The organism is Youhaiella tibetensis, from assembly GCF_008000755.1.
Taxonomy (GTDB): domain Bacteria; phylum Pseudomonadota; class Alphaproteobacteria; order Rhizobiales; family Devosiaceae; genus Paradevosia; species Paradevosia tibetensis.
Window position 1 is genome coordinate 2,357,228 of record NZ_CP041690.1, and the last position, 19,216, is coordinate 2,376,443.

The window sequence follows — 19,216 nt, forward strand, 5'->3', positions numbered from 1 at the left end:
GATTCCAGGGATGACGGAACTGGCCTAGTTGGACTGCTCGGATGCTTCTGCTGCAAGGCGTTGAGCGCGCGATCGCTCCACCCAGCGCACCGATAGGATCGAGAGTTCGTAGAGCAGGTAGAGCGGGGTCGCAAGGCCGATCTGGGAGATCGGATCGGGCGGCGTCAGCAGAGCTGCCAGGATGAGGATGGCGACGATGGCGTAGCGCCGTCCCTTGCGCAGCTGATCGACATTGATCAGTTCGATCCGCGCCAGAAGCGTCAGCACCACGGGCAGCTGGAAGCAGATGCCGAACGCGATGATGAGCGTCATAGCCAACCCGAGATACTCGCTGACGCTCGTCAGCATCTTGATCTCGCTGGTCTGCATGCCCGCAAAGAAATGCAGGGCCATCGGCAGCACCACGAAATAGACCATGGCCGCGCCGAGCACGAAGAACACCGGCGTGGCAATGAGATACGGCACGAACGCCCGGCGTTCCTTCTTGTAGAGCCCCGGGGCCACGAACATGTAGATCTGGCTGGCAATCACCGGGAAGCCCAGGAAGATCGCCCCGAAGAGCGCCAGGTTGAGCTGGGTGAAGAAATATTCCTGGGGCGCCGTGTAGATGAGCTGCAACTCTTCGGGATGCGCCACGGCGCGCCGATAGGGGATCAGCAGCAGGTCGAAGATCTGGCTGGCGAACAGGAAGCACAGCAACATCAGCACGACGACGGCGATGGCGCAGTAGATCAGGCGCTTGCGCAATTCGATGAGGTGGTCGAGCAGGGGCGCCTCGGAGCCGGCCAGTTCGTCCTCGTCCTCAGGCGACTGCTTGTTCGGATTTTCGAGCTGCGGAGCGGGCGAAGTCATGGCTTAGGGCTTCTCTTCCGCGTTCGGCGCAACCGCCTCGACCTTGGGCTTGGCGGCTGCCTTGGGCTTTGCCGCGGCCTTCGGTTTCGCCGGCGTCTTGGGCGCGACGTCTGCGGTCTTGCTCGCCGCCGGCTTGGCGGCGGCCTTTGGTGCTGTCTTGGGTGCGGCCTTCTTGGGCTCGGCCTTCTTGGCCGTAACCGGTGCCTCGGCAGGCGCAGGCGCGGCGGGCTTCTTGGCGCGCGGCTTGCGGGCGGGCTTTACCTCCGCTGCCGGCTGGGCCACCGCATCGAGATCCTTTGCCGTCACGTGCGACGGCGGGATCGGGCTGAGGCGAGCACCCTTGATCGGTTCTGCGACCACCGGGGCGACGCTCGCCTCCGGCGGCTTCATGCCGGCTGCGGCGTGTATTTCGTCGACGATGCTTTCGGCCTTCGGATCCTTGGGCGCGATGGCGCCCGTCGGTTCGACCTGGCCGCTCGCGGTCGTGGCGTTGAACTCACGCCTGATCTCATCGGCCGTCTGCCGGAGCGGAGCGGTGATGGAATCGCGCAGGTTGCGGACTTCATTGAGGCCCGTCGTCTTGTTGAGCTCGCGCTGGAACTCAGTGCCCATGCGGCGGATCATGCCGGCAAACTTGCCGACACGCTGCATCACCATCGGCAAATCCTTGGGTCCGATGATGATCAGCGCCACAACGCCGATGACAAGCATCTCAGTCCAGCCGACACCCAGCATGGCTAACTATCCTTCAATGCGGGCCGTAGCCTGGGACGCGCTCAGGCGTCCTTGCTTTTCTCGGTCTCGCTGGCAGCGTTGACCTTCGCATTGGCGTCGATCTGGGCCGGCTTGGTTTCTTCGTCGCGCATACCCTTCTGGAAGGCTTTGATGCCCGAAGCCACCTCACCCATCATGCCGGAGATCTTGCCCCGGCCAAAGAGCAACAGCACGACGACTGCCACAACGAGAATACCCCAAATTCCTGGCGCGTGCATTTGCGTCTCCTAAGCGGTCAGGCACGTAAAACGTGCAGTGAGAAATATGTTCAATCGGCCGGAAACACAAGGACGTGGTCCGGGTTGAGGGTCAGGAAAACGTCACGACCCGGTAAAATTTCGGCGTTCGAGCGCTGCCGGATGCCGATGGGCCGGTCGAGGCCGGAAACCTTGACTTCGTAGATATCGACGCCGATGGCGTCGCGTTTGCCGATGATGCGGCCGGGAACACCGGGTCCTTCGAGCGCCATGTCGAGCGCTCCCACGGGTCGCAGCGCCACCACCACCTTCTCGCCTCGCCCCGGGCCGCTGACCGGCACGGGTCCGAGCGGGGTCTGCGCAAATCCGTCAGATACCCGTGTCTCGATCTCGCTCAGCGGAGAAAAGAACCGCGCCGCGTTGAGATCCACGGGCCGGTTGTAAATCGCCGTGGCCGTATCGATCTGGGCGATGCGCCCCTTGCGCAGCAAGGCGATCCGGTCGCCCAGCAACATCGCTTCCTCGGGGTCGTGCGTTACGATGATCGTGGTCGCATTGGTCTCGCGCAAGACCGCCAGCGTCTCTCCGCGCACGCTCTCGCGCAGCCGCGCATCAAGGCTCGAAAACGGCTCGTCCAGCATGATCACGCCCGGCCGCGGCGCGATGGTTCGCGCCAAAGCCAGGCGCTGTTGCTGCCCGCCCGACAGCATGTGCGGATAATCGTTCTCGCGATCTTCCAGCCCCACGCGCTTGAGCGCGGCACGCGCCTGCGTCACCGCGGCGCTCCGCCCCAGGCGCTTGAGCCCGAACGTCACGTTATGCAGCACGCTCAGATGCGGAAACAGCGCGAAGTCCTGGAACATCAGGCCGATGCCGCGCCGGTCCGGCGGCACCTGGATGGTCGGGCTCGAAACGACCTCGTTGTTGATCCGCACCACCCCACCCTGGATGGGCTGGATACCCGCCGCCACGCGCAGCACGGTGGACTTGCCCGACCCCGATTCCCCAAGCAGGCACACCACTTCGCCCGGCGTCAGCGTCAGCGTAAACTTGTCGAGCACCGCCCGGCCACCCAGGCGTACGTCCACGGCATCGAACGCGATGCCCGCCGCAAAGCTCACGCCCGCGGTGCCGCGCGGGCCCCAGCCCGCCGCTTCGTCCGGAGTGATGTTGTCGCTCATTGTTCGTCCACGCCCATGTCGCCGGGATCGAGAGGGTCCTCGTCCTCGCGCAGCGGCCCGTCGAATGGCAGCGGAATCTGCATGGAAGGTGGCAAACGCCCAGAAAGCAGCCCTGCCCCCTTCAATTCTTCGAGACCGGGCAAGTCCGAGAGTGCCTCGAGGCCGAAATGGTCGAGGAAGGCGTCCGTCGTACCGTAGGTTACAGGACGACCCGGCGTGCGCCGCCGCCCGCGCATGCGGATCCATCCGGCTTCCATGAGTAGGTCCAGCGTCCCCTTGCCCGTGGCGACCCCGCGCACCTCTTCGATCTCGGCGCGCGTCGTCGGCTGGTGATAGGCGATGATGGAAAGCGTCTCGAGCGCGGCACGCGAAAGCTGCCGGTTCTCCACTTCCTCGCGACGCAGCAGGAATCCCAGATCCTCGGCCGTGCGGAACGCCCAACGCTCTCCGCGCTGCACGAGGTTCACCCCGCGCCCGGCATAGCGCTCCGCGAGGGTACGGATCAGCTCCAACGCGTCGGCGCCTTCATCGAGGTAGATGGCAATGTCGGATGGCGCCAGCGGCTCGGAGGACGCGAACAGCAAAGCCTCGATGATGCGCAGGTTGCGCTCGATCACCTCATGCCGATCGCCCGCCTCGTCCTCGCTATCCCACTCGGTCGTCATGCCTTTTCGTCATCCTGCTGGCGCCGGCGCATGAACAATGGGCCAAAGGCGAGATTCTGGCGCAGTTCTACTTGTCCTTGCCGCACCAGTTCAAGGCTCGAGGCGAAGCTCGAGGCCAGCACCGTCGCCCGCTCCTCCGGACTCGCCAGGTAGTGCGCGAGATAAGTCTGCATCGACACCCAGTCTGAACTGTCCCCGATCAGCCGCTGCAGGATATCGCGGGCATCCTGCAGGGCCCAGACGGTGCGCTGACGCGGCGTATAGTCGGAAGGGACCGCACGCTCGCGCTGGTCCGAATAGGCCTTGAGCAGGTCGAACAGGCTCGCTTCCCAAAGGCTCTTGCGCTGGATGTGGATCGGTTCGGGCATGCCCCGCGCATAGACCTGGAAGCCCAGTCGCGGCCGGTTCATGAGCTGGGTCGCCGCCTTGCGCATCCCCTCCAGGCGCTTCAGCCGGAACTGGAGCAGCGCCGCCATCATCTCTCCGCTCGGCTCGTCGTCGCTGGGCGCTTGCGGCACCATCAGCCGGCTCTTGAGATAGGCGAGCCATGCAGCCATCACCAGGTAATCGGCGGCGATCTCGATCCGCTTCTCCCGGACGGTTTCGATGAAGGCGAGGTACTGCTCGGCCAGCGCGAGCACCGAAATGGTCGCCAGGTCCACCTTCTGGCGCCTGGCCAGGTCGAGCAGGAGGTCGAGCGGCCCTTCGTAGCCGGCGACGTCGACATAGAGCACTTCGTCGTCCGGCGTGGGCGGCGGCGTGCTGAACCAGTCTGTCGTCCCGTTGGTCATTGTGTTTCCGCGCCGCCCGGCTGTCCCGCGAGAGACCTTCGCCTCTCGTCAGGACACCGTCAAGCGGCGCGGCCGGTTATCCGCCTCAGTTCGTGACGAAGCAGTCGCCGCGAGCGGATTTGATCTGGTCACACAGATAGTTGGCGCTCTGCATCGAGTCGGCGGGCACGCGCACGCGGTAGTAGATGCCCTTGGCGCCGAGGTCCACGCGCTGCACTTCGGGCAGCACGCCTCCCAGGATCTTGCCATAGCGCTGGTTGATCTCGATGAGCGACTGCCTGGCCACGTTCTCGTCGCGCTGCGAGGAAAGCTGCACATAGGCCGCTGCCTGCGGGCTCGTGCTGGCGGTCTGCGTGGCCGCCGGAGCCGGGGTCTGCGCCTGGGTCGCCTGCGCAGCCAGCGCGCCGATGGGATCGTTGGCGAGCGCATTGACCGCGTTGGTCGGCTGGGCGCCCAGGGCGACCGTCGGGCGGTTCGCCAGGCGCGGCCGCGGCACGGGCGCCACCACATCGGGCGGCGTGACGTTGGCCGGATCGATCGGCGTCGCCGTCGTCTGTTCGGCAGGCGTCGTCGCTGCGCCGTCAGTAGTCGTCGCCGGCGTGGGCGTAAGAGCCGAAGGCGTCGTGGACGGCTGTGTCGCGGCTGCCGTCAGCAGGTCGCTGTTGTCGAGGTTGCTGGCCGGTACTTCCGGAACGTTCGGACGCGCCACCGGAAGCTGCTGTCCACCGGCCAGCGCATCGTCGGCATTGACGATCGTCCCATCAGGACGAACCGTGACGGTACGCACCTTGCGGTTGGCCAGGCCCTCTTCACCCGTCGTCTCGGTCGGCGTGATCGCCGCCACCGACGCCGTGTCGCTGGCCTGGTCGCGGGAAACCAGTTGCTCCGGCTCTGGCGTGGCATTGCCACCACCGAGCTCGTTCAGCACCACCGAGGCGGGCGGCGTATCGCTCGAAGCGGTCGCAGCCGGAGGCGGCTCCTTGACAGGTGAGGTATCGGCCGTCAGCACCGGCGCGGCGCCATCGGTACCCTGGTTGTTGCCCAGGACCCAGTAGAGCGCGCCGCCTGCCACCACCAGAAGCACGGCCGCGATGGCCGGTCCGACGAAGGGACGGAAGGAGCTGTTTCGTGATGCCGCCCGCGGCGGCTTGGCGGCCGCACGCGCAGGCTCGGGCTTGACCCGTTCTTCGGCTGCGCGCGCAGGCTCGACCCGCCCGATATCTGCCCCGCTGGCAGCGGCTGCGGCCAGGATCGCGGCTTCGGCGGCATGATCGTCATGGATCGGACGCGCCGTGGCCCGCGGCAGCGGCGAAGGACCGCGCGACACCGGAATTGCCGACGCCGGGCCGCGCGGCTCGATCTTGTTGCCCATGTCATGCTGGATCGACGAGCCGATCAGGCTCTCGATTTCATCCATCGGATCGAGGGGAGCCTTGGGCGTCTCGACCGGGGCCGGCTTGGGCTCCACTGGCGCGGCGGCTGCCGGGGTGGGCGCTTCCGCCGGCGCGGCGGGCTTGGCATTGGAGCCGACGCCGAACACCGGCGGCACGGCGAAGCGATCGCTCGCCGGCTTGGGCTGGGCGGCAAAATTCACGGCGCGCAGGAAGGGCTTGGGCGCCGGCTGCTCCGGCTCAGCCGGTGCGGCAGTCGATTGCGGCGTGCTGGTGCCCTCGTCCCCTGCGGGATGGCTCTCCACCACCGGCTCGGGATCGCTCAGTTCGGCCGCGATCAGGTCGGCAATGGCGTCGTGGCTCTCGGGAGCGCTCGGCGGCACCTCGATAACCGGCTCGTTGGTCACCGGCTCGGAGAGCTTGGCCGTGCCAAAGCCGAAGTCGAAATCATGGCTCGTGAACGCCACCGGCTCGCTCGCGGCAGGCTCACTGCGCGTCGGCTCGGGCATCCGCACGGGCTCGACCGCCCGTGGCGGTTCGGGCGCGCGCGGCGGCTCGGCAGCGCGGATCGGCTCGGGCGTAACCTCGGGCTGCGGCTCCGGGCGCGGTTCGACGCGCGCAGTCTCGGCCACCGGGCGCGCCGGAGCGATGAACGACGGAACCTGGGCAGTCTGCGGCTTCTCGGGCTCCACCGGTGTAGCAGGCTGCTCGGCCATGACCGGCGGCTCTTCAACGCGCGCCATCACGGGCTCCTGCCTGGCCGGCTCGGCCGGGCGCTCGGCAGGCTTGTTGAAGCGATCCTGCCAGCTCACCAGCGGCGCCGGCGCCAGGGCTTCGGCGGGCTTCGGCGGCGCGCCGAAATCGAAATCGAACTTTTCCCCGGCCTGCGCGTTCTCGGGAGGACCCGGGATACGCACGGCAGGAGCAGCCGTCGGCGCCGGGGATGAAGCTTGCGGCTCTGGTGCCGGAGCGGCTTGGTTTGCAGCAGGCTTTTCCGGCTGGGCGTCGGAGGCCGTCATGCGCGCGAGTTCGGCAATCAAGTCGTCGGAACCATCCGACTGACCAGTCGATTGCTGCGGTTTGGCTGTGCTCATTAAGCAGCGCCCCTAGTAATTGTCGCGCGGAAACTCAGGCCCCCGCCGAGGTTTTCCGCTAGTCAGCACGTCAATGCGCCCGAATTATGAAAGGGCCTCTGGCGCCGACACTCCCAATAGTGTCAGACCATTGAGAAGTACCTGCCGGACGGCATCGACCAACGCGAGTCGAGCAAGCGTGAGTTTCGGTTGCTCAACGTTAACAAATCGTAATTGCGGATCTTCGTTACCCTTGGCCCAAAAGCCATGGAAGGCCGCTGCAACATCATGCAAGTAAAACGCGATACGATGCGGTTCATGGGCCACCGCCGCCGCAGCAACGGTACGCGGCCACGCCGCCAATACTCTGATGAGCTCAAGGTCGGCCGGATGGACCAAAAGGTCAAGCTCCGCTCCCTTGATGGCCGCATCGGAGAGGTTCAGTGCAGGCAGTTCGTGGTCGGCCTTGCGGAACACCGAATAGGCGCGCGCATGGGCGTACTGCACGTAGAACACCGGGTTGTCGCGGGTCTGTTCCTTGACCAGCGCGAAATCGAAATCCATTGCCGCGTCATTGCGCCGGAACAGCAGCATGAAACGCGTCGCGTCTGCCCCGACCTCGTCCACCAGGTCTGCCAGCGTCACCAGGTCGCCCGAGCGCTTGGACATCTTGACCGGCTCGCCGTTGCGCAGCAGCCGCACGAGCTGGCAGATACGCACGTCGATATCCGCCTCGCCCAGCGAAACCGCCTTCACGGCCGCCTGCAGCCGCTTGATGTAGCCGGAATGGTCGGCGCCCAGCACGTTGACCATGTGGTTGAAGCCACGCAGGTACTTGTTGCGGTGATAGGCGATGTCCGCCGCGAAATAGGTGTATGACCCGTCCGATTTGATGAGGGCGCGGTCGGTATCGTCCCCGTAATCCTTGGCCCGGAACAGGGTCTGCTCGCGATCTTCCCAGTCGTCCGGCGTCTTGCCCTTGGGCGCCTCGAGCCGACCCTGGTAGACCATGCCGCGCTCGCGCAGCCATTCGAGCGTCAGGTCGATATCGCCGCCCTGCCCGTGCAGCGTGCGCTCCGAAAAGAACACGTCATGCTTGATGCCGAGCTTGCCCAGGTCTGCCTTGATCAGCGCCAGCATCGCGGCGAGCGTGCGCTCCTTGATCAACGGCAGCACGGCTTCTTCGCCATCCTTGAGCAGCCGGTCGCCGAACTCCTCGGCCAGTTCCTTGCCCACTGGCACCAGGTAGTCGCCCGGATAAAGACCGGCCGGAATCTCGACCTTCTCGCCCAGCGCCTCGCGGTAGCGCAGGAATGCCGAGCGTGCCAGCACGTCGACCTGCCCGCCGGCGTCGTTGATGTAGTATTCGCGCGTCACGTCATAGCCCGTGAAGGCCATGAGCGAAGCGAGCGTGTCGCCGTAGACGGCGCCGCGCGTATGGCCGACATGCATGGGGCCGGTCGGGTTGGCCGAGACGTATTCGATATTGACCTTCTCGCCCGCCCCGACATTGGAACGGCCGAAGTTCTCGCCCTCGGTACCGATCGACTTGAGCACCTGGTGCCAGACCTGGTCGGCGAGCCGGAAGTTGAGGAACCCGGGGCCGGCGACCTCGACCGAGGCCACGTCCCGATCGTGCTTGAAATGCTCGGCCAGTACGGTCGCCACCTCGCGCGGGCTCTTGCCCAGCGGCTTGGCAACGATCATGGCCGCATTGCTCGAAAGGTCGCCATGTCCGGCGTCTCGCGGCGGCTCGACCACAAATCGGCTCAGCAGCGCCTTGTCGAGCTCGGGGAAGAGCACGTGCAGCGCAGCGGCGATGCGTGTCGAGAAAAGCGCGAAGACGTCCATGGTAAACCCGTTGATGGAAAGGCTAGCCGGGTTAGCGGAAATCCGGGCGAGCGTCAAACAAGCGGGCATATTCGTCAAGCGCATAGGGGTCGGTCATGCCCGCCACGAAGTCGGCGACCACTCGCGCGCGCCCTGCCCGGCTCCCGGCGGCGTCCGCCGCCTCCTGCCAGCGTCCCGGGAGCCCGCCGTCCTCGAAATATCGGTCGAACAGCGCCGCGACCACCGCCTCGCCTTGCCGCACCGGCTCCATGACATCCTCGTGCCGGTAGACGTTTTCGAACAGGAACCGCTTCAGCCCCAGTTCCGCCTCTGCAAGGCTGTTGGAGAACCGGATCAGGGACTGCCCGGCATTGCGCACGTCGTCCGAGTTGGCCGGCTCCACCATGGCGATGGCGCTCGAGCTGGTGACAATGACGTTCTCGATGCTCCGTGTGATCAGCCGCCGCTGGATTTCGTGCGTCTGCCGGCTCGGGTCGATATCGGGCCAGAGCTCGAGCACTTCGCGCACGATAGGGCCCGCCAGGGGCACGTCCATGAGCTGCGGCAGCGTCAGCAAGCCCGCGCGCAGGGCATCGTCGATGTCATGGGCGTTGTAGGCGATATCGTCTGCAATCGCCGCCGTCTGCGCCTCCAGGCTCGCATAGCTCGACAGCAGTAGCGGTTCGCTCACCGGTATCTCGTCGAGCCCGGGCGGCAAGCCTTCCTTGATATAGCGTCCAACCGGGTTGCCAGCCTCATCGATCAGCGGCCCGTTATGCTTGAGAATACCCTCCAGCGTCTCCCAGGTCAGGTTGAGCCCGTCATGGAGCGCGTAGCGATTCTCGAGCCGCGTCACGACGCGCAGCGCCTGCACGTTGTGGTCGAACCCGCCCCAGTCGGCCATCTTGTCGTGCAGAACGCGCTCACCCGCATGCCCGAACGGGGTGTGCCCGAGGTCATGGGCCAGGGCCACGGCCTCCGCCAGGTCCTCGTTGAGCGCCAGCGCCCGGGCGATCGAGCGCGCCATCTGGCTCACTTCGAGCGTGTGGGTCAGGCGGGTGCGGAAATGCTGGCCCTCGTGATGGAGAAACACCTGCGTCTTGTGCTGCAGCCGCCGGAAGGCCGTCGAGTGGATGATCCGGTCGCGGTCGCGCTGGTATTCTGAGCGCGTCGGGCTCGGGCCCGGGCTGAACAGGCGCCCGCGTGTCTGGGTTGGGTCGCAGGCATAGGGGGCAAGCTCACTCACGATTGACGACAGCCCTCTTTTCAAGTCGGTGGATGGTAACTATTTTAAACTGCCCTCCCAGAAAACGGGCCGGAAAAACACCATGACCGAATCCCTATCCGCCGTAAACGACGTCACCATGACCGATCGCGCCGCCAGGCGCATCGCGCGCATCCTCTCAAAGGAGCCGGAAGGCACCGTGCTGCGCATCTCCGTTGCCGGCGGCGGCTGCTCGGGCTTCCAGTACGAATACAACCTCGTTCAGGACCAGCCTGCGGCTGACGACATCGTTCTGCGCAAGGATGAGGCCGTCGTTCTCATCGACTCGCTCAGCCTCGAGTTCATGGGCGGCTCCCAGATCGACTTCGCCGACGATCTCATCGGCCAGGCCTTCCAGATCAAGAACCCGAACGCCGTCGCCTCGTGCGGCTGCGGCACCAGTTTCGCCCTCTGAGCTCTCCGGATTTCGTCCGCCGCTGGCGCGCCTTGTTGCGCGCCCGGCCCTGATTCTCAATCGACTTCCCCGCAATCACCTTCTAGGTTTTCCTCCTTTCGCTGATTTGCTTTAGGGGATGCTGATGGATTTGCAGGCCAGGCTCGATGCGGCAGTCGAGAGCGCGATTGCCCGCAACAAGATCGTCGGCGCCGTCCTCCTGGTCGCGCGCCACGGGGAGGTCGTCTATCGCCGCGCCGCCGGCTATTTCGACCGCGAAGCGAAGCGGCCGATGGGCGACCGGGCCATCTTCCGCCTCGCCTCGGTCACCAAGCCCCTCGTCGCCGCCACGGCGCTCGCCCAGGTCGAACGCGGGCTTCTGGGGCTGGACAATTCCGTCTCCGACTACCTGCCCTATTTCCGGCCACGCCTCGCTGATGGCTCCGAAGCCACCATCCGGATTCGCCACCTGCTGACCCACACGGCCGGGCTGGGTTACGACTACCCGTCCGATCCGCTGATCAATACCGGCCTCACCAATACCGATTTCGGCTTCGAGGAGAATTTCACGCGCCTCGCCGCACAGCCTCTGCTGTTCACGCCGGGGAGCCGCTGGGAATATTCGGTCGCCATCGACGTTCTCGGCGCCATCGTCGCAGGCGTCCATGGCAGCACTCTCCACGACGCCCTTGCCCATTACGTCACGGGCCCCTTGGGCATGAAGGACACGGGATTCGCGGTCACCGACACCAGCCGGCTCGCCCCGCCCTATGCCGATGCGACACCCGAACCGTTGCGCATGCCCGATCCCCACACCGTCACGAACGACAAGGGCGATAGCACCAGCTTCTCGCCCGGACGCATCTTCAATCGCCGCGCTTTCCAGTCCGGCGGCGCCGGCGCCGTCGGCACCGCGGACGACCTGCTGGCCTTCTTCGAGGCCATCCGCACCGGCGGTGGCCCGATTCTGCTCAACGACACCGTGGCCCAGGCCGTGCAGAACCAGATCGGCGACGCGCCGCGCAAGGACGAGGATGCCGGGCGCCGCTTCGGCTGGTTCGGCTCGGTTCTTGTGGACCCGCGACTAGCGGACACTCCGCAGGGCGCCGGCACCATCGACTGGGGCGGCATTTACGGGCATAGCTGGTTCATCGACCCGGTCGCGGGCCTCACCATGGTCTCGCTGACCAACACGGCGGTGGAAGGCTGCACCGGCAACTATCCAACCGAGCTCATCGACGCCATCTATGACCGCCAGCCCGACTGAACCCAAGGAGCGCAGGATGCGGATCGCCACCTGGAACATCAACGGCGTCAAGGCGCGCGAAGGTGCCCTCAAGCAGTTCCTCAAGGAGCACCAGCCCGACATCCTGTGCCTTCAGGAGATCAAGACCGTCGACGAGGGCTTCCCCGCCGCCGAGATCGAAGGCCTGGGCTACAACGTCGCCACGCACGGCCAGAAGAGCTGGAACGGCGTCGCCATTCTCTCCAAGATGCCCGCCGACGAGATCACCCGCGGGCTTCCCGGCGACGACACCGACGAACAGTCGCGCCTCATCGAGGGCGTGTTCTCGGTTGAGGGCGGCGCCATCCGCGTCTGCAACATCTACCTGCCGAACGGCAATCCGGTCGATTCCGAGAAGTTCCCCTATAAGCTGCGCTGGATGGAGCGCCTGATCGCATTCGTCGAGGAACGCCTCGAGTTCGAGGAGCCCTTCATCCTGCTCGGCGACTTCAATCTCATCCCGGCCCCCATCGACGCGCACGATCCCGATGCCTGGTGGGGTGACGCGCTTTTCCGGCCGGAAAGCCTCGAAAAATTCCGCGCCCTCGCCAACCTCGGCCTCACCGACGCCCTCAGGGCCGTCACCGACGAGCCTGCCTATACCTTCTGGGATTTCCAGGCCGGAGCATGGCGGCGCAATGCGGGCATCCGCATCGATCACCTCATGCTCTCGCCCCAGGCCGCCGACCGGCTCGAAAACGTTACGGTCCACAAGGACGTGCGCGGCTGGGACAAGCCCAGCGATCACGTCCCGGTGGAAGGCGAATTCACCTTCTAGCCGAAACGAAAAAGGCCCGGCATTGCCGGGCCTTTCACCTTGCGGGACCTCAAACGCTCAGTGAGCGGTGAACTGGGGTCCGTATTTCTTGATCATCTTGACCGCGTCGGAGCGTTCCTTGGGCGTGGCCAGCGACATCGCGCTGGTGAGGAGGTCATTGACCCACCCCTCGTCCGCCGTGCCCACCGTGCCGTTATGGGCCAGTGTCAGCCACATGAGGCCCTCAGCCGGCTGCGCCTGGATGCCGTCGCCGTTGAACAGCAGGTCGCCAAGCTTGGCCTGAGCCGCCACATGCCCCTTGCGGGCCGCGAGCGACAGCCACCGGGCGCCCTGCAGCGGGTTGATGCCGATCTTGTCGTCCTGGAGGTAGAGTTCGCCGACTCGATACTGCGCGTCCGCGTCGCCGAAATACGTGGCGGCATGCATGAGCAGCGCATAGGAGCGATCCGCGTCCGCGACGATACCGGCGCCGGGCAGGCCTTCCTTGTAGTACTCGCCCACCTTCACGAAAGACTGGGCCACGATATCGGCCTCGAGTCCCTTGGGAGCGGCATCTGCGTGGTCGTTGGCAATCTGGGAGAAGTAGCCGAAGGCCTTGACCGGGTCCTTCTCCACGCCCTCTCCGTTCTCATACATCACGCCGAGCCGATAAAGTGCCATCGGCTGGCCCGCATCGGCGGCGCCTTGTAATGCTGACATAAGGTCGTCGTTGGAAATACCACCACCGGCGCCATCGAGCATGTTGGCCATGTTGAGGGCCGCGTCGGCCGCGGTCTGCCCCGCTGCCGGGGAAGGCAGGGCTGGCAGTTCGGTTCCGCCTGCCTCTGCCAGCGCTGGGCCGGCGGGCTGTTCGAGGGCCGATGCAGCCATGGGAGCGGACGGAACGACCGGAACCTGCATGGCGGCATCTTGCGCAACGGCTGGTAGGATGGCACCCGCCCCCGCGAACGCCGAAACCGCCGCAACGGAAATCAGGGCCCTTCTAACCCCAAAAGTCCGCATGACACTCCTTCGCGCCCTTACCACAGGCCGGCGCAGCTTCGTGCGCCACTCTTGCCTGCTGGGCAAACATCCAATCCACCCCAGAACCGATCTGGGTCTCGCGCGGCGCCCAATCACGCTTACGCCGCTCAAACTCTTCACTGGCAACTCCGGCACCGGAGGGTGTCTGTCGTTCCAGAGTGATTACGTCGCCATCCCGTAGGAGTGCGATAGGGCCGCAAGTGGCCGCTTCGGGCCGATGCCCGATGCAGTTCCCCCGCATTGCCCCCGAAATTTGGATGGCGGCAGGACGGGCAACTCGGTTGCCCTTGCCGTCGTCCGAACGTGCCGCTGTTACAGCCGGCACCGCTTGCACCTCCCCTGGGAAGTCGCGCTCTGCGGCACGGCTGGAGAGGCTATGGCTCTGGATGTACGCGTGATTTGTGACCGGAATTAAGCAAACTTGCGCCCGAACCAAGCCATTTGCGCTGGTCGCTGCATGAGCCCCTCGCGAGGTGCAGAACGGCAACACTCGCGCCGTCGCCCGTGACGCCTTGCGTCCACGACCGGCAATCGGTGCTCGTCTTTCGAACCTCTGAGCCAGGCTCATTTGTTCAATCCCCCTTGCCGCACCCCCGAAGGGATGCAGTCAGGCCGGCCACGAGGAAAGGCAAGATCGCGCGCCTGCACACAGGTCGCCTCGACGATACCGCCCCCAATACCGGTCTCCGGTCGGTTTTAGGTGAGATTGTGGCGCGGACCATCGCCAAAAGATTGACGAGCGCTCCTCAAGCCCCGATTCAAACCTTGTGTTGCACAAAAAACACGGAGAGTGGCCTAGAGCCACTTTCGCGCCCGCATCCACCAGATGCTCAGCCCGGCGACCGCCACCAGAAACACGACGACCGCCCAGAAGGCATGCGGGTTGTCCGCTCCCGGAATCGGGAAGTTCATGCCGAACACCCCGCTGAGCACGGTCAACGGCGTGAACACCACGGTCACGGCTGCCAGCACCAGCATGGACTTGTTCATCTGCTCGGCGCGGCTGTCCATGATCTGTTCGTGAATGAGCACGGCTCGTTCAGAAAGCGCCTGCAACTCGTCGCCCAGCCTTGCCGTGCGCGCCGACGCCTCGCGCAACCGAGCCCGGTCCCGAGCGGAAAAGAACGACAGATCCTCGATCTCGAGCGTATTGAGCACGTCCCTCTGCGGCCAGAGCAGCTTGCGGAAACCGATGAGCGTCCGCCGCAGATGCGCCAGCTTGGCCCGGCTATCCCCGTTCTGCTCGAGCATGAGCTCTTCTTCGATCGCGTCGATGGAATCGCCCAGATGCTCCAGCAGCGGCTCGATCCGGTCGCTGGCCCGCAGCGACAGCCGCGCCACCAGGTCGGCCGGCGAGACCGGCGCGTGATGGCTTTGCTCCCAGTGGCCGAAGCCGAGCAGTTCCGGAATATTGAGCTCGGAAGCGACGATCACCCGGCCCTTCTCGATCCAGATGCCCACGAGCTGGCGGCCGATATCGTCGGTCTTGGCCCCTGGCCGCGCGATGCGCAGCACCAGGATGGCCTTGTCGTCCAGCATCGTGCAGCGCGACTGCGTGCTCGGAACCGTCAGGGTATCGGTATTGAACGGCCCGAGCTCCTGCTTGAGCCAGACCTTGAATTCGGGAGCCTTGGAATTCCCGCATACGAGCATGAAGCCCTTGGGAAACGGTACCGCCCCTTCCCCGGGCGCCATACGCTTGACGCCGCCCTTGCCGTCGAAAACCAGCACCGCTCCCGGCGCCTGGGCGGCGGAGTCTTTCATCTCCGCCGCACTCTTGTCGGGAACGAGGTCATCCATCCGGCTTTCCTCTCGATTGGGGAGCGGTCTAGCTCAGCCGCGCCAGGGCCTGGCTGATCTTGTCGCGCCGCGCCACGGCATCTTCACGACGCTGGCGCTGCTCCTCGATCACTTCCTCGGGCGCCTTGGCCACGAACTGCTCGTTGCCCAGCTTCTTGTCGATGCCGCTGACTTCGCCGTCGAGCTTGCCAATTTCCTTTTCGAGGCGGGCCCGCTCGACGCCGATGTCGATGATCCCCTCGAGCGGCAACGCCCAGGTGGCTTCCCCGATTACGAACTGCGCCGATCCCTTGGGGATCGACGCCGCCTCGCTGATCGGCTCGACACGAGCCAGGCGCGAGATGAGCGCCGAACCCGCAAGCATACGCCGCGTGGTCTCGGCCGTATTGCCCGTCACCAGCAGCGGCACCTTGGCCGACACCGGCACGTTCATGTCCGTCCGGATCGAGCGGATCGCCGAGATCAGGTCGATCAGCCAGCCGATCTCGGCATCGGCCTCGGCATCCTCGAGGCCCGAGAGGTCCGGCCAGCGCGTCAGCACCAGCAGTTCCTCGCGCTTGGGCCCCACCTTGCCGGTTTCGCCCCACAGCTCCTCGGTCACGAACGGCATCATCGGATGCAGGATCTTGAGGATCTGGTCGAGCGCCCAGGCGGCCGTGGCCCGCGTCTCCGCCTTAGCTGCCTCGTCCTCGCCCATGAACACGGGCTTGGCCAGTTCCACATACCAGTCGCAGAACGTGCCCCAGACGAAGTCATAGGCATTGTTGGCCGCTTCGTTGAACTTGTAGTCCTCGATGGCCTTGGTCACCGCCGCCGCAGCGCGAGCCGTGGCGCCCACGATCCAGCGGTTGAGCGCCACCTTGTTGGCCTTGGGGTCGTAGCCCTCGACACGGAAGCACTCGTTCATCTCGAGGAACCGCGCCGCGTTCCAGAGCTTGGTCACGAAGTTCCGATAGCCCTCGACGCGGTTGATCGAGAGGCGCAGGTCACGGCCCTGCGCGGCCATCGCAGCCAGCGTGAAGCGGGTGGCGTCGGCACCGTACTGATCAACCAGACTGAGAGGATCGATCACGTTCCCCTTGGTCTTGCTCATCTTCTGGCCCTTTTCGTCACGGACCAGGGCGTGCATGTAGACGGTCTGGAACGGCTCCTCGTGGAGGAATTCCAGCCCCATCATCATCATGCGGGCGACCCAGAAGAAGATGATATCGAACCCCGTCACGAGCACGCTCGTGGGGTAATAGCGTTTCAGCTCGGCAGTCTCGTCCGGCCAGCCCAGCGTCGAGAACGGCCAGAGTGCCGACGAGAACCAAGTATCCAGCACGTCCTCGTCGCGCGTCAGCTCGACGGGCTCGCCATAATGGGCAAGCGCCTTGGCCTTGGCGTCGTCCTCGTCCGTCGCCACGAAGCAGGTCTTGTCCGGGCCATACCAGGCCGGGATCTGGTGGCCCCACCAGAGCTGGCGCGAAATGCACCACGGCTTGATGTTCTCGAGCCAGGCGAAATAGGTGTTTTCGTACTGCTGCGGCACGAACTTGGTGCGGCCTTCCCGCACCGAGGCCAGAGCCGGCTGCGCCAGGATCTCGGCCTGCACGAACCACTGGTCGGTCAGGTACGGCTCGATCACCACGAGCTTGGACTTCTCGTCGTGCGGCACCATGATCTTCTTGTCCTCGACTTGGTCGAGGATTTCGAGCGCTTCGAGATCGGCGAGAATCTGCTTGCGCGCCTCGAACCGGTCGAGACCGCGATACTTCTCGGGCGCGTTCTCGTTGATCGCCGCGCGAGAGGTGAAGATGTTGATGGTGTCGAGCTTGTTGCGCTGACCGACCTCGAAGTCATTGAAATCGTGCGCGGGCGTGATCTTCACGGCGCCCGAACCGAGCGTCGGGTCGGCATAGTCGTCACCCACGATCGGAATGCGACGGCCCACCAGCGGCAGTTCCACGAACTTGCCGATCAGCGATTTGTAGCGCTCGTCCTCGGGGTGCACGGCCACGCCCGTATCGCCCAGCATGGTCTCGGGGCGCGTCGTCGCCACCACGATATAGTTGCGCGTCTCGTATTCGGTCGGCTTGCCGTCCTCGTCGAACGCGATCGGGAACTGATACGTCACGCCATCCGCCAGCGGATAGCGCAGGTGCCACATCTTGCCCTTGACCTCGATGTTCTCGACCTCGAGGTCCGAAATCGCCGTTTCCAGCCCCGGATGCCAGTTGACCAGCCGCTTGGCGCGATAGATCAGGCCGCGCTCGTAAAGCTCGACGAACACCTTGATGACGGCTCGCACCATCTGGTCGTCCGGCTGCCCGCGATCGCCCATGGTGAAACGCTCGCGCGACCAGTCGGCCGAGGCGCCCAGGCGCCGCAGCTGGTTGAGGATGGCCCCGCCGCTCTCCGCCTTCCATTCCCACACGCGCTCGAGGAACTTATCGCGCCCCATCTCGCGGCGACCCGGCTGCTGCCGCTCGGCAAGCTGGCGCTCCACGATCATCTGCGTGGCGATACCGGCATGGTCCGTTCCCGGCTGCCAGAGCACGTCCTTGCCCAGCATGCGGTTGTAGCGGACCAGGATGTCCTGGATCGTGTTGTTGAGGGCGTGCCCGATGTGGAGCGAACCCGTCACGTTCGGCGGCGGAATGACGATCGTGAAGCTCTCCGCGCCCGGCAGGGCCCCTGCCCCAGCGGCGAATGCATTGGCGTCCAGCCAGGCCTGGTAGATGCGGCCTTCGACGCTGCCCGGCTCGTAAGTCTTGTCGATCATCTGAGAGTTCCAACAGCATTGACCCACCGAAATCGCTCCAGGCGGTCTCGGCGGGCCGAAAATTCGGTTCAGTCTTCAAGCAAAACGGTTGCGCCTATGTCAACTAGGCGCTCGCCGCCAATTATTCAACGCCGCGCGCGACCCGGGCGATTTCCTTCTCGACCATGCGCTCGACGATGGTCGGCAGGTTCTCGTCCAGCCACTCCTTGAGCATGGGCCGCAGCATTTCACGCATCATGGATTCGACCGTGACGCCCTGGTTGCCGAGCGGGAGAGGATTGAGGCGCGAGAACGAGGAGCGCACGACTGCTTCCGTGGTGGGTTCGAGAAGTTGTTTGGCAAGGTCCGCCGAGAGCGTCGGATCCGGCAGCGGCGCCGCGGCCGGTGCGGAGGGAGCCTCGAAGCTCGGAATGTCGAAGGCGGGAGTTTCCAAGGCAGCGCTCGATTGGGGCATGACGTCTTCCATCCTGAAGTCTTCGGTTGCGGCGGGGTCAGCCTGCTCGGCCTCGCTCACGAAGGCCGCGTCGGCCTCCGTCTCCGTCTGCTCGGGCTCGAAGGCCACGTCGTCCGGATCGACCAGTTCGGGCATCGCCGGCACCGCTTCGCTGGCGCCGACTTCGGCAAGCAGCGCTTCCACCGAAAAGTCCGGCTCCTCCGCTTCGGCGCTCGCGGCTTCGGCGGCTGGCTCCTCGCCCATCTCACCCAGGATCTGGGCGGCAGACAACGTCAGCGGCTCGCTCTCGTCTTCCTCGTCCGCGTCACCGGGGATGTCGAACGAAATCGGCTCGGCCGGAGCGCGCAGGGGCGTCGGGGCTACCTCTTCCGTCACGGCTGCCGGCTTGGCAGTCATCGGCCCCTCGGAATTGACCGCCTGGAATGCGGGCCGGCGCGTGGTGACCGCAGCGTCGTCGTCCGCGATGATCTGTCGGATGGACGAGAGAATTTCGTCCATCGAGGGTTCCTTGGGCGCGGGCTTGTTCATGCGGGGCCTCACTGCCTGCCGGATACCGCCCGGCAGCAATAGTTGTGATTCGTTCATTTACCTTAGACCCGCGAGCGCCCCATTTGAACTGAAGCCATTGGCGTCAAAGCGGTCTTCCACGAAAAGTTGAGCCCGGCGCCTTGCGGGGCCGGGCTCGAATTTCCCTGGAACT

General features: G+C 65.3%; 17 protein-coding genes. 3 read left to right on the top strand and 14 right to left on the bottom strand.

The features are described 5' to 3' along the window. Positions 1-24 precede the first annotated feature (24 nt). The 9 genes from tatC to FNA67_RS11460 form a co-directional block, all read right to left on the bottom strand. Positions 25-852, bottom strand: a complete 828-nt coding sequence (gene tatC, locus FNA67_RS11420; protein ID WP_049705229.1) for a twin-arginine translocase subunit TatC — start codon at positions 850-852, stop codon at positions 25-27. A gap of 3 nt (positions 853-855) precedes the next feature. Continuing rightward, complete coding sequence (tatB, locus tag FNA67_RS11425) at positions 856-1,587, bottom strand: Sec-independent protein translocase protein TatB (RefSeq protein WP_147656105.1); 732 nt, start codon at positions 1,585-1,587, stop codon at positions 856-858. A gap of 41 nt (positions 1,588-1,628) precedes the next feature. Then, a complete protein-coding gene (tatA, locus tag FNA67_RS11430) occupies positions 1,629-1,844 on the bottom strand; it encodes a twin-arginine translocase TatA/TatE family subunit (RefSeq protein ID WP_049705231.1) in 216 nt (71 codons plus the stop codon). 50 nt (positions 1,845-1,894) lie between these two features. Continuing rightward, entirely contained in the window at positions 1,895-3,004 is a 1,110-nt protein-coding gene (locus FNA67_RS11435; RefSeq protein ID WP_049705232.1) for an ABC transporter ATP-binding protein, read from the bottom strand. Beyond that, complete coding sequence (scpB, locus tag FNA67_RS11440; protein WP_147656106.1) at positions 3,001-3,669, bottom strand: SMC-Scp complex subunit ScpB; 669 nt, start codon at positions 3,667-3,669, stop codon at positions 3,001-3,003. The genes FNA67_RS11435 and scpB overlap by 4 nt, the downstream gene beginning before the upstream one ends. Next, complete coding sequence (locus FNA67_RS11445; protein WP_049705234.1) at positions 3,666-4,460, bottom strand: segregation and condensation protein A; 795 nt, start codon at positions 4,458-4,460, stop codon at positions 3,666-3,668. The genes scpB and FNA67_RS11445 overlap by 4 nt, the downstream gene beginning before the upstream one ends. An 85-nt stretch (positions 4,461-4,545) precedes the next feature. Then, on the bottom strand, positions 4,546-6,945 hold the full coding sequence (locus tag FNA67_RS11450) for an SPOR domain-containing protein (protein WP_147656107.1): 2,400 nt from the start codon (positions 6,943-6,945) through the stop codon (positions 4,546-4,548). Between the two features lie 84 nt (positions 6,946-7,029). Then, complete coding sequence (gene argS / locus FNA67_RS11455; protein ID WP_147656108.1) at positions 7,030-8,775, bottom strand: arginine--tRNA ligase; 1,746 nt, start codon at positions 8,773-8,775, stop codon at positions 7,030-7,032. 31 nt (positions 8,776-8,806) lie between these two features. Further along, positions 8,807-10,000, bottom strand: coding sequence for a deoxyguanosinetriphosphate triphosphohydrolase (locus FNA67_RS11460; protein ID WP_244616333.1), 1,194 nt, complete (start codon positions 9,998-10,000; stop codon positions 8,807-8,809). Between the two features lie 82 nt (positions 10,001-10,082). Between FNA67_RS11460 and FNA67_RS11465 the strand changes: the two genes are divergently transcribed. From FNA67_RS11465 to xth, 3 genes are all read left to right on the top strand, one after another. Further along, entirely contained in the window at positions 10,083-10,433 is a 351-nt protein-coding gene (locus FNA67_RS11465) for a HesB/IscA family protein (RefSeq protein ID WP_049705236.1), read from the top strand. 124 nt (positions 10,434-10,557) lie between these two features. After that, positions 10,558-11,679, top strand: coding sequence for a serine hydrolase domain-containing protein (locus tag FNA67_RS11470; RefSeq protein ID WP_147656109.1), 1,122 nt, complete (start codon positions 10,558-10,560; stop codon positions 11,677-11,679). Positions 11,680-11,695: 16 nt separating this feature from the next. Further along, on the top strand, positions 11,696-12,475 hold the full coding sequence (xth, locus tag FNA67_RS11475; protein ID WP_147656110.1) for an exodeoxyribonuclease III: 780 nt from the start codon (positions 11,696-11,698) through the stop codon (positions 12,473-12,475). Positions 12,476-12,532: 57 nt separating this feature from the next. On the opposite strand, the gene FNA67_RS11480 is transcribed toward xth, so the two are convergent. The 5 genes from FNA67_RS11480 to FNA67_RS11500 all read right to left on the bottom strand — a co-directional run bounded on the left by FNA67_RS11480 (position 12,533) and on the right by FNA67_RS11500 (position 19,044). Continuing rightward, positions 12,533-13,375 (bottom strand): tetratricopeptide repeat protein, encoded by an 843-nt coding sequence (locus FNA67_RS11480; RefSeq protein ID WP_170267295.1) that lies wholly within the window; start codon positions 13,373-13,375, stop codon positions 12,533-12,535. 82 nt (positions 13,376-13,457) lie between these two features. Then, entirely contained in the window at positions 13,458-14,066 is a 609-nt protein-coding gene (locus tag FNA67_RS11485) for a dihydroxy-acid dehydratase domain-containing protein (protein WP_147656112.1), read from the bottom strand. A 227-nt stretch (positions 14,067-14,293) separates the two neighbouring features. Beyond that, entirely contained in the window at positions 14,294-15,298 is a 1,005-nt protein-coding gene (locus tag FNA67_RS11490; RefSeq protein WP_147656113.1) for a CorA family divalent cation transporter, read from the bottom strand. A 28-nt stretch (positions 15,299-15,326) separates the two neighbouring features. Next, positions 15,327-18,062, bottom strand: coding sequence for a valine--tRNA ligase (locus tag FNA67_RS11495; RefSeq protein ID WP_147656114.1), 2,736 nt, complete (start codon positions 18,060-18,062; stop codon positions 15,327-15,329). A gap of 121 nt (positions 18,063-18,183) precedes the next feature. Next, a complete protein-coding gene (locus FNA67_RS11500; RefSeq protein WP_147656115.1) occupies positions 18,184-19,044 on the bottom strand; it encodes a DUF2497 domain-containing protein in 861 nt (286 codons plus the stop codon). Positions 19,045-19,216 lie beyond the last annotated feature (172 nt).

Coding starts and splice junctions, on each gene's coding strand:
- FNA67_RS11470 (WP_147656109.1), top strand. CDS start 10,558: ATGGATTTGCAGGCCAGGCTCGATGCGGCAGTCGAGAGCGCGATTGCC.
- FNA67_RS11465 (WP_049705236.1), top strand. CDS start 10,083: ATGACCGAATCCCTATCCGCCGTAAACGACGTCACCATGACCGATCGC.
- FNA67_RS11435 (WP_049705232.1), bottom strand. CDS start 3,004: ATGAGCGACAACATCACTCCGGACGAAGCGGCGGGCTGGGGCCCGCGC.
- FNA67_RS11450 (WP_147656107.1), bottom strand. CDS start 6,945: ATGAGCACAGCCAAACCGCAGCAATCGACTGGTCAGTCGGATGGTTCC.
- FNA67_RS11490 (WP_147656113.1), bottom strand. CDS start 15,298: ATGGATGACCTCGTTCCCGACAAGAGTGCGGCGGAGATGAAAGACTCC.
- FNA67_RS11445 (WP_049705234.1), bottom strand. CDS start 4,460: ATGACCAACGGGACGACAGACTGGTTCAGCACGCCGCCGCCCACGCCG.
- xth (WP_147656110.1), top strand. CDS start 11,696: ATGCGGATCGCCACCTGGAACATCAACGGCGTCAAGGCGCGCGAAGGT.
- tatB (WP_147656105.1), bottom strand. CDS start 1,587: ATGCTGGGTGTCGGCTGGACTGAGATGCTTGTCATCGGCGTTGTGGCG.
- argS (WP_147656108.1), bottom strand. CDS start 8,775: ATGGACGTCTTCGCGCTTTTCTCGACACGCATCGCCGCTGCGCTGCAC.
- tatA (WP_049705231.1), bottom strand. CDS start 1,844: ATGCACGCGCCAGGAATTTGGGGTATTCTCGTTGTGGCAGTCGTCGTG.
- FNA67_RS11500 (WP_147656115.1), bottom strand. CDS start 19,044: ATGAACAAGCCCGCGCCCAAGGAACCCTCGATGGACGAAATTCTCTCG.
- FNA67_RS11480 (WP_170267295.1), bottom strand. CDS start 13,375: ATGCAGGTTCCGGTCGTTCCGTCCGCTCCCATGGCTGCATCGGCCCTC.
- FNA67_RS11495 (WP_147656114.1), bottom strand. CDS start 18,062: ATGATCGACAAGACTTACGAGCCGGGCAGCGTCGAAGGCCGCATCTAC.
- FNA67_RS11485 (WP_147656112.1), bottom strand. CDS start 14,066: ATGAGCCTGGCTCAGAGGTTCGAAAGACGAGCACCGATTGCCGGTCGT.
- tatC (WP_049705229.1), bottom strand. CDS start 852: ATGACTTCGCCCGCTCCGCAGCTCGAAAATCCGAACAAGCAGTCGCCT.
- scpB (WP_147656106.1), bottom strand. CDS start 3,669: ATGACGACCGAGTGGGATAGCGAGGACGAGGCGGGCGATCGGCATGAG.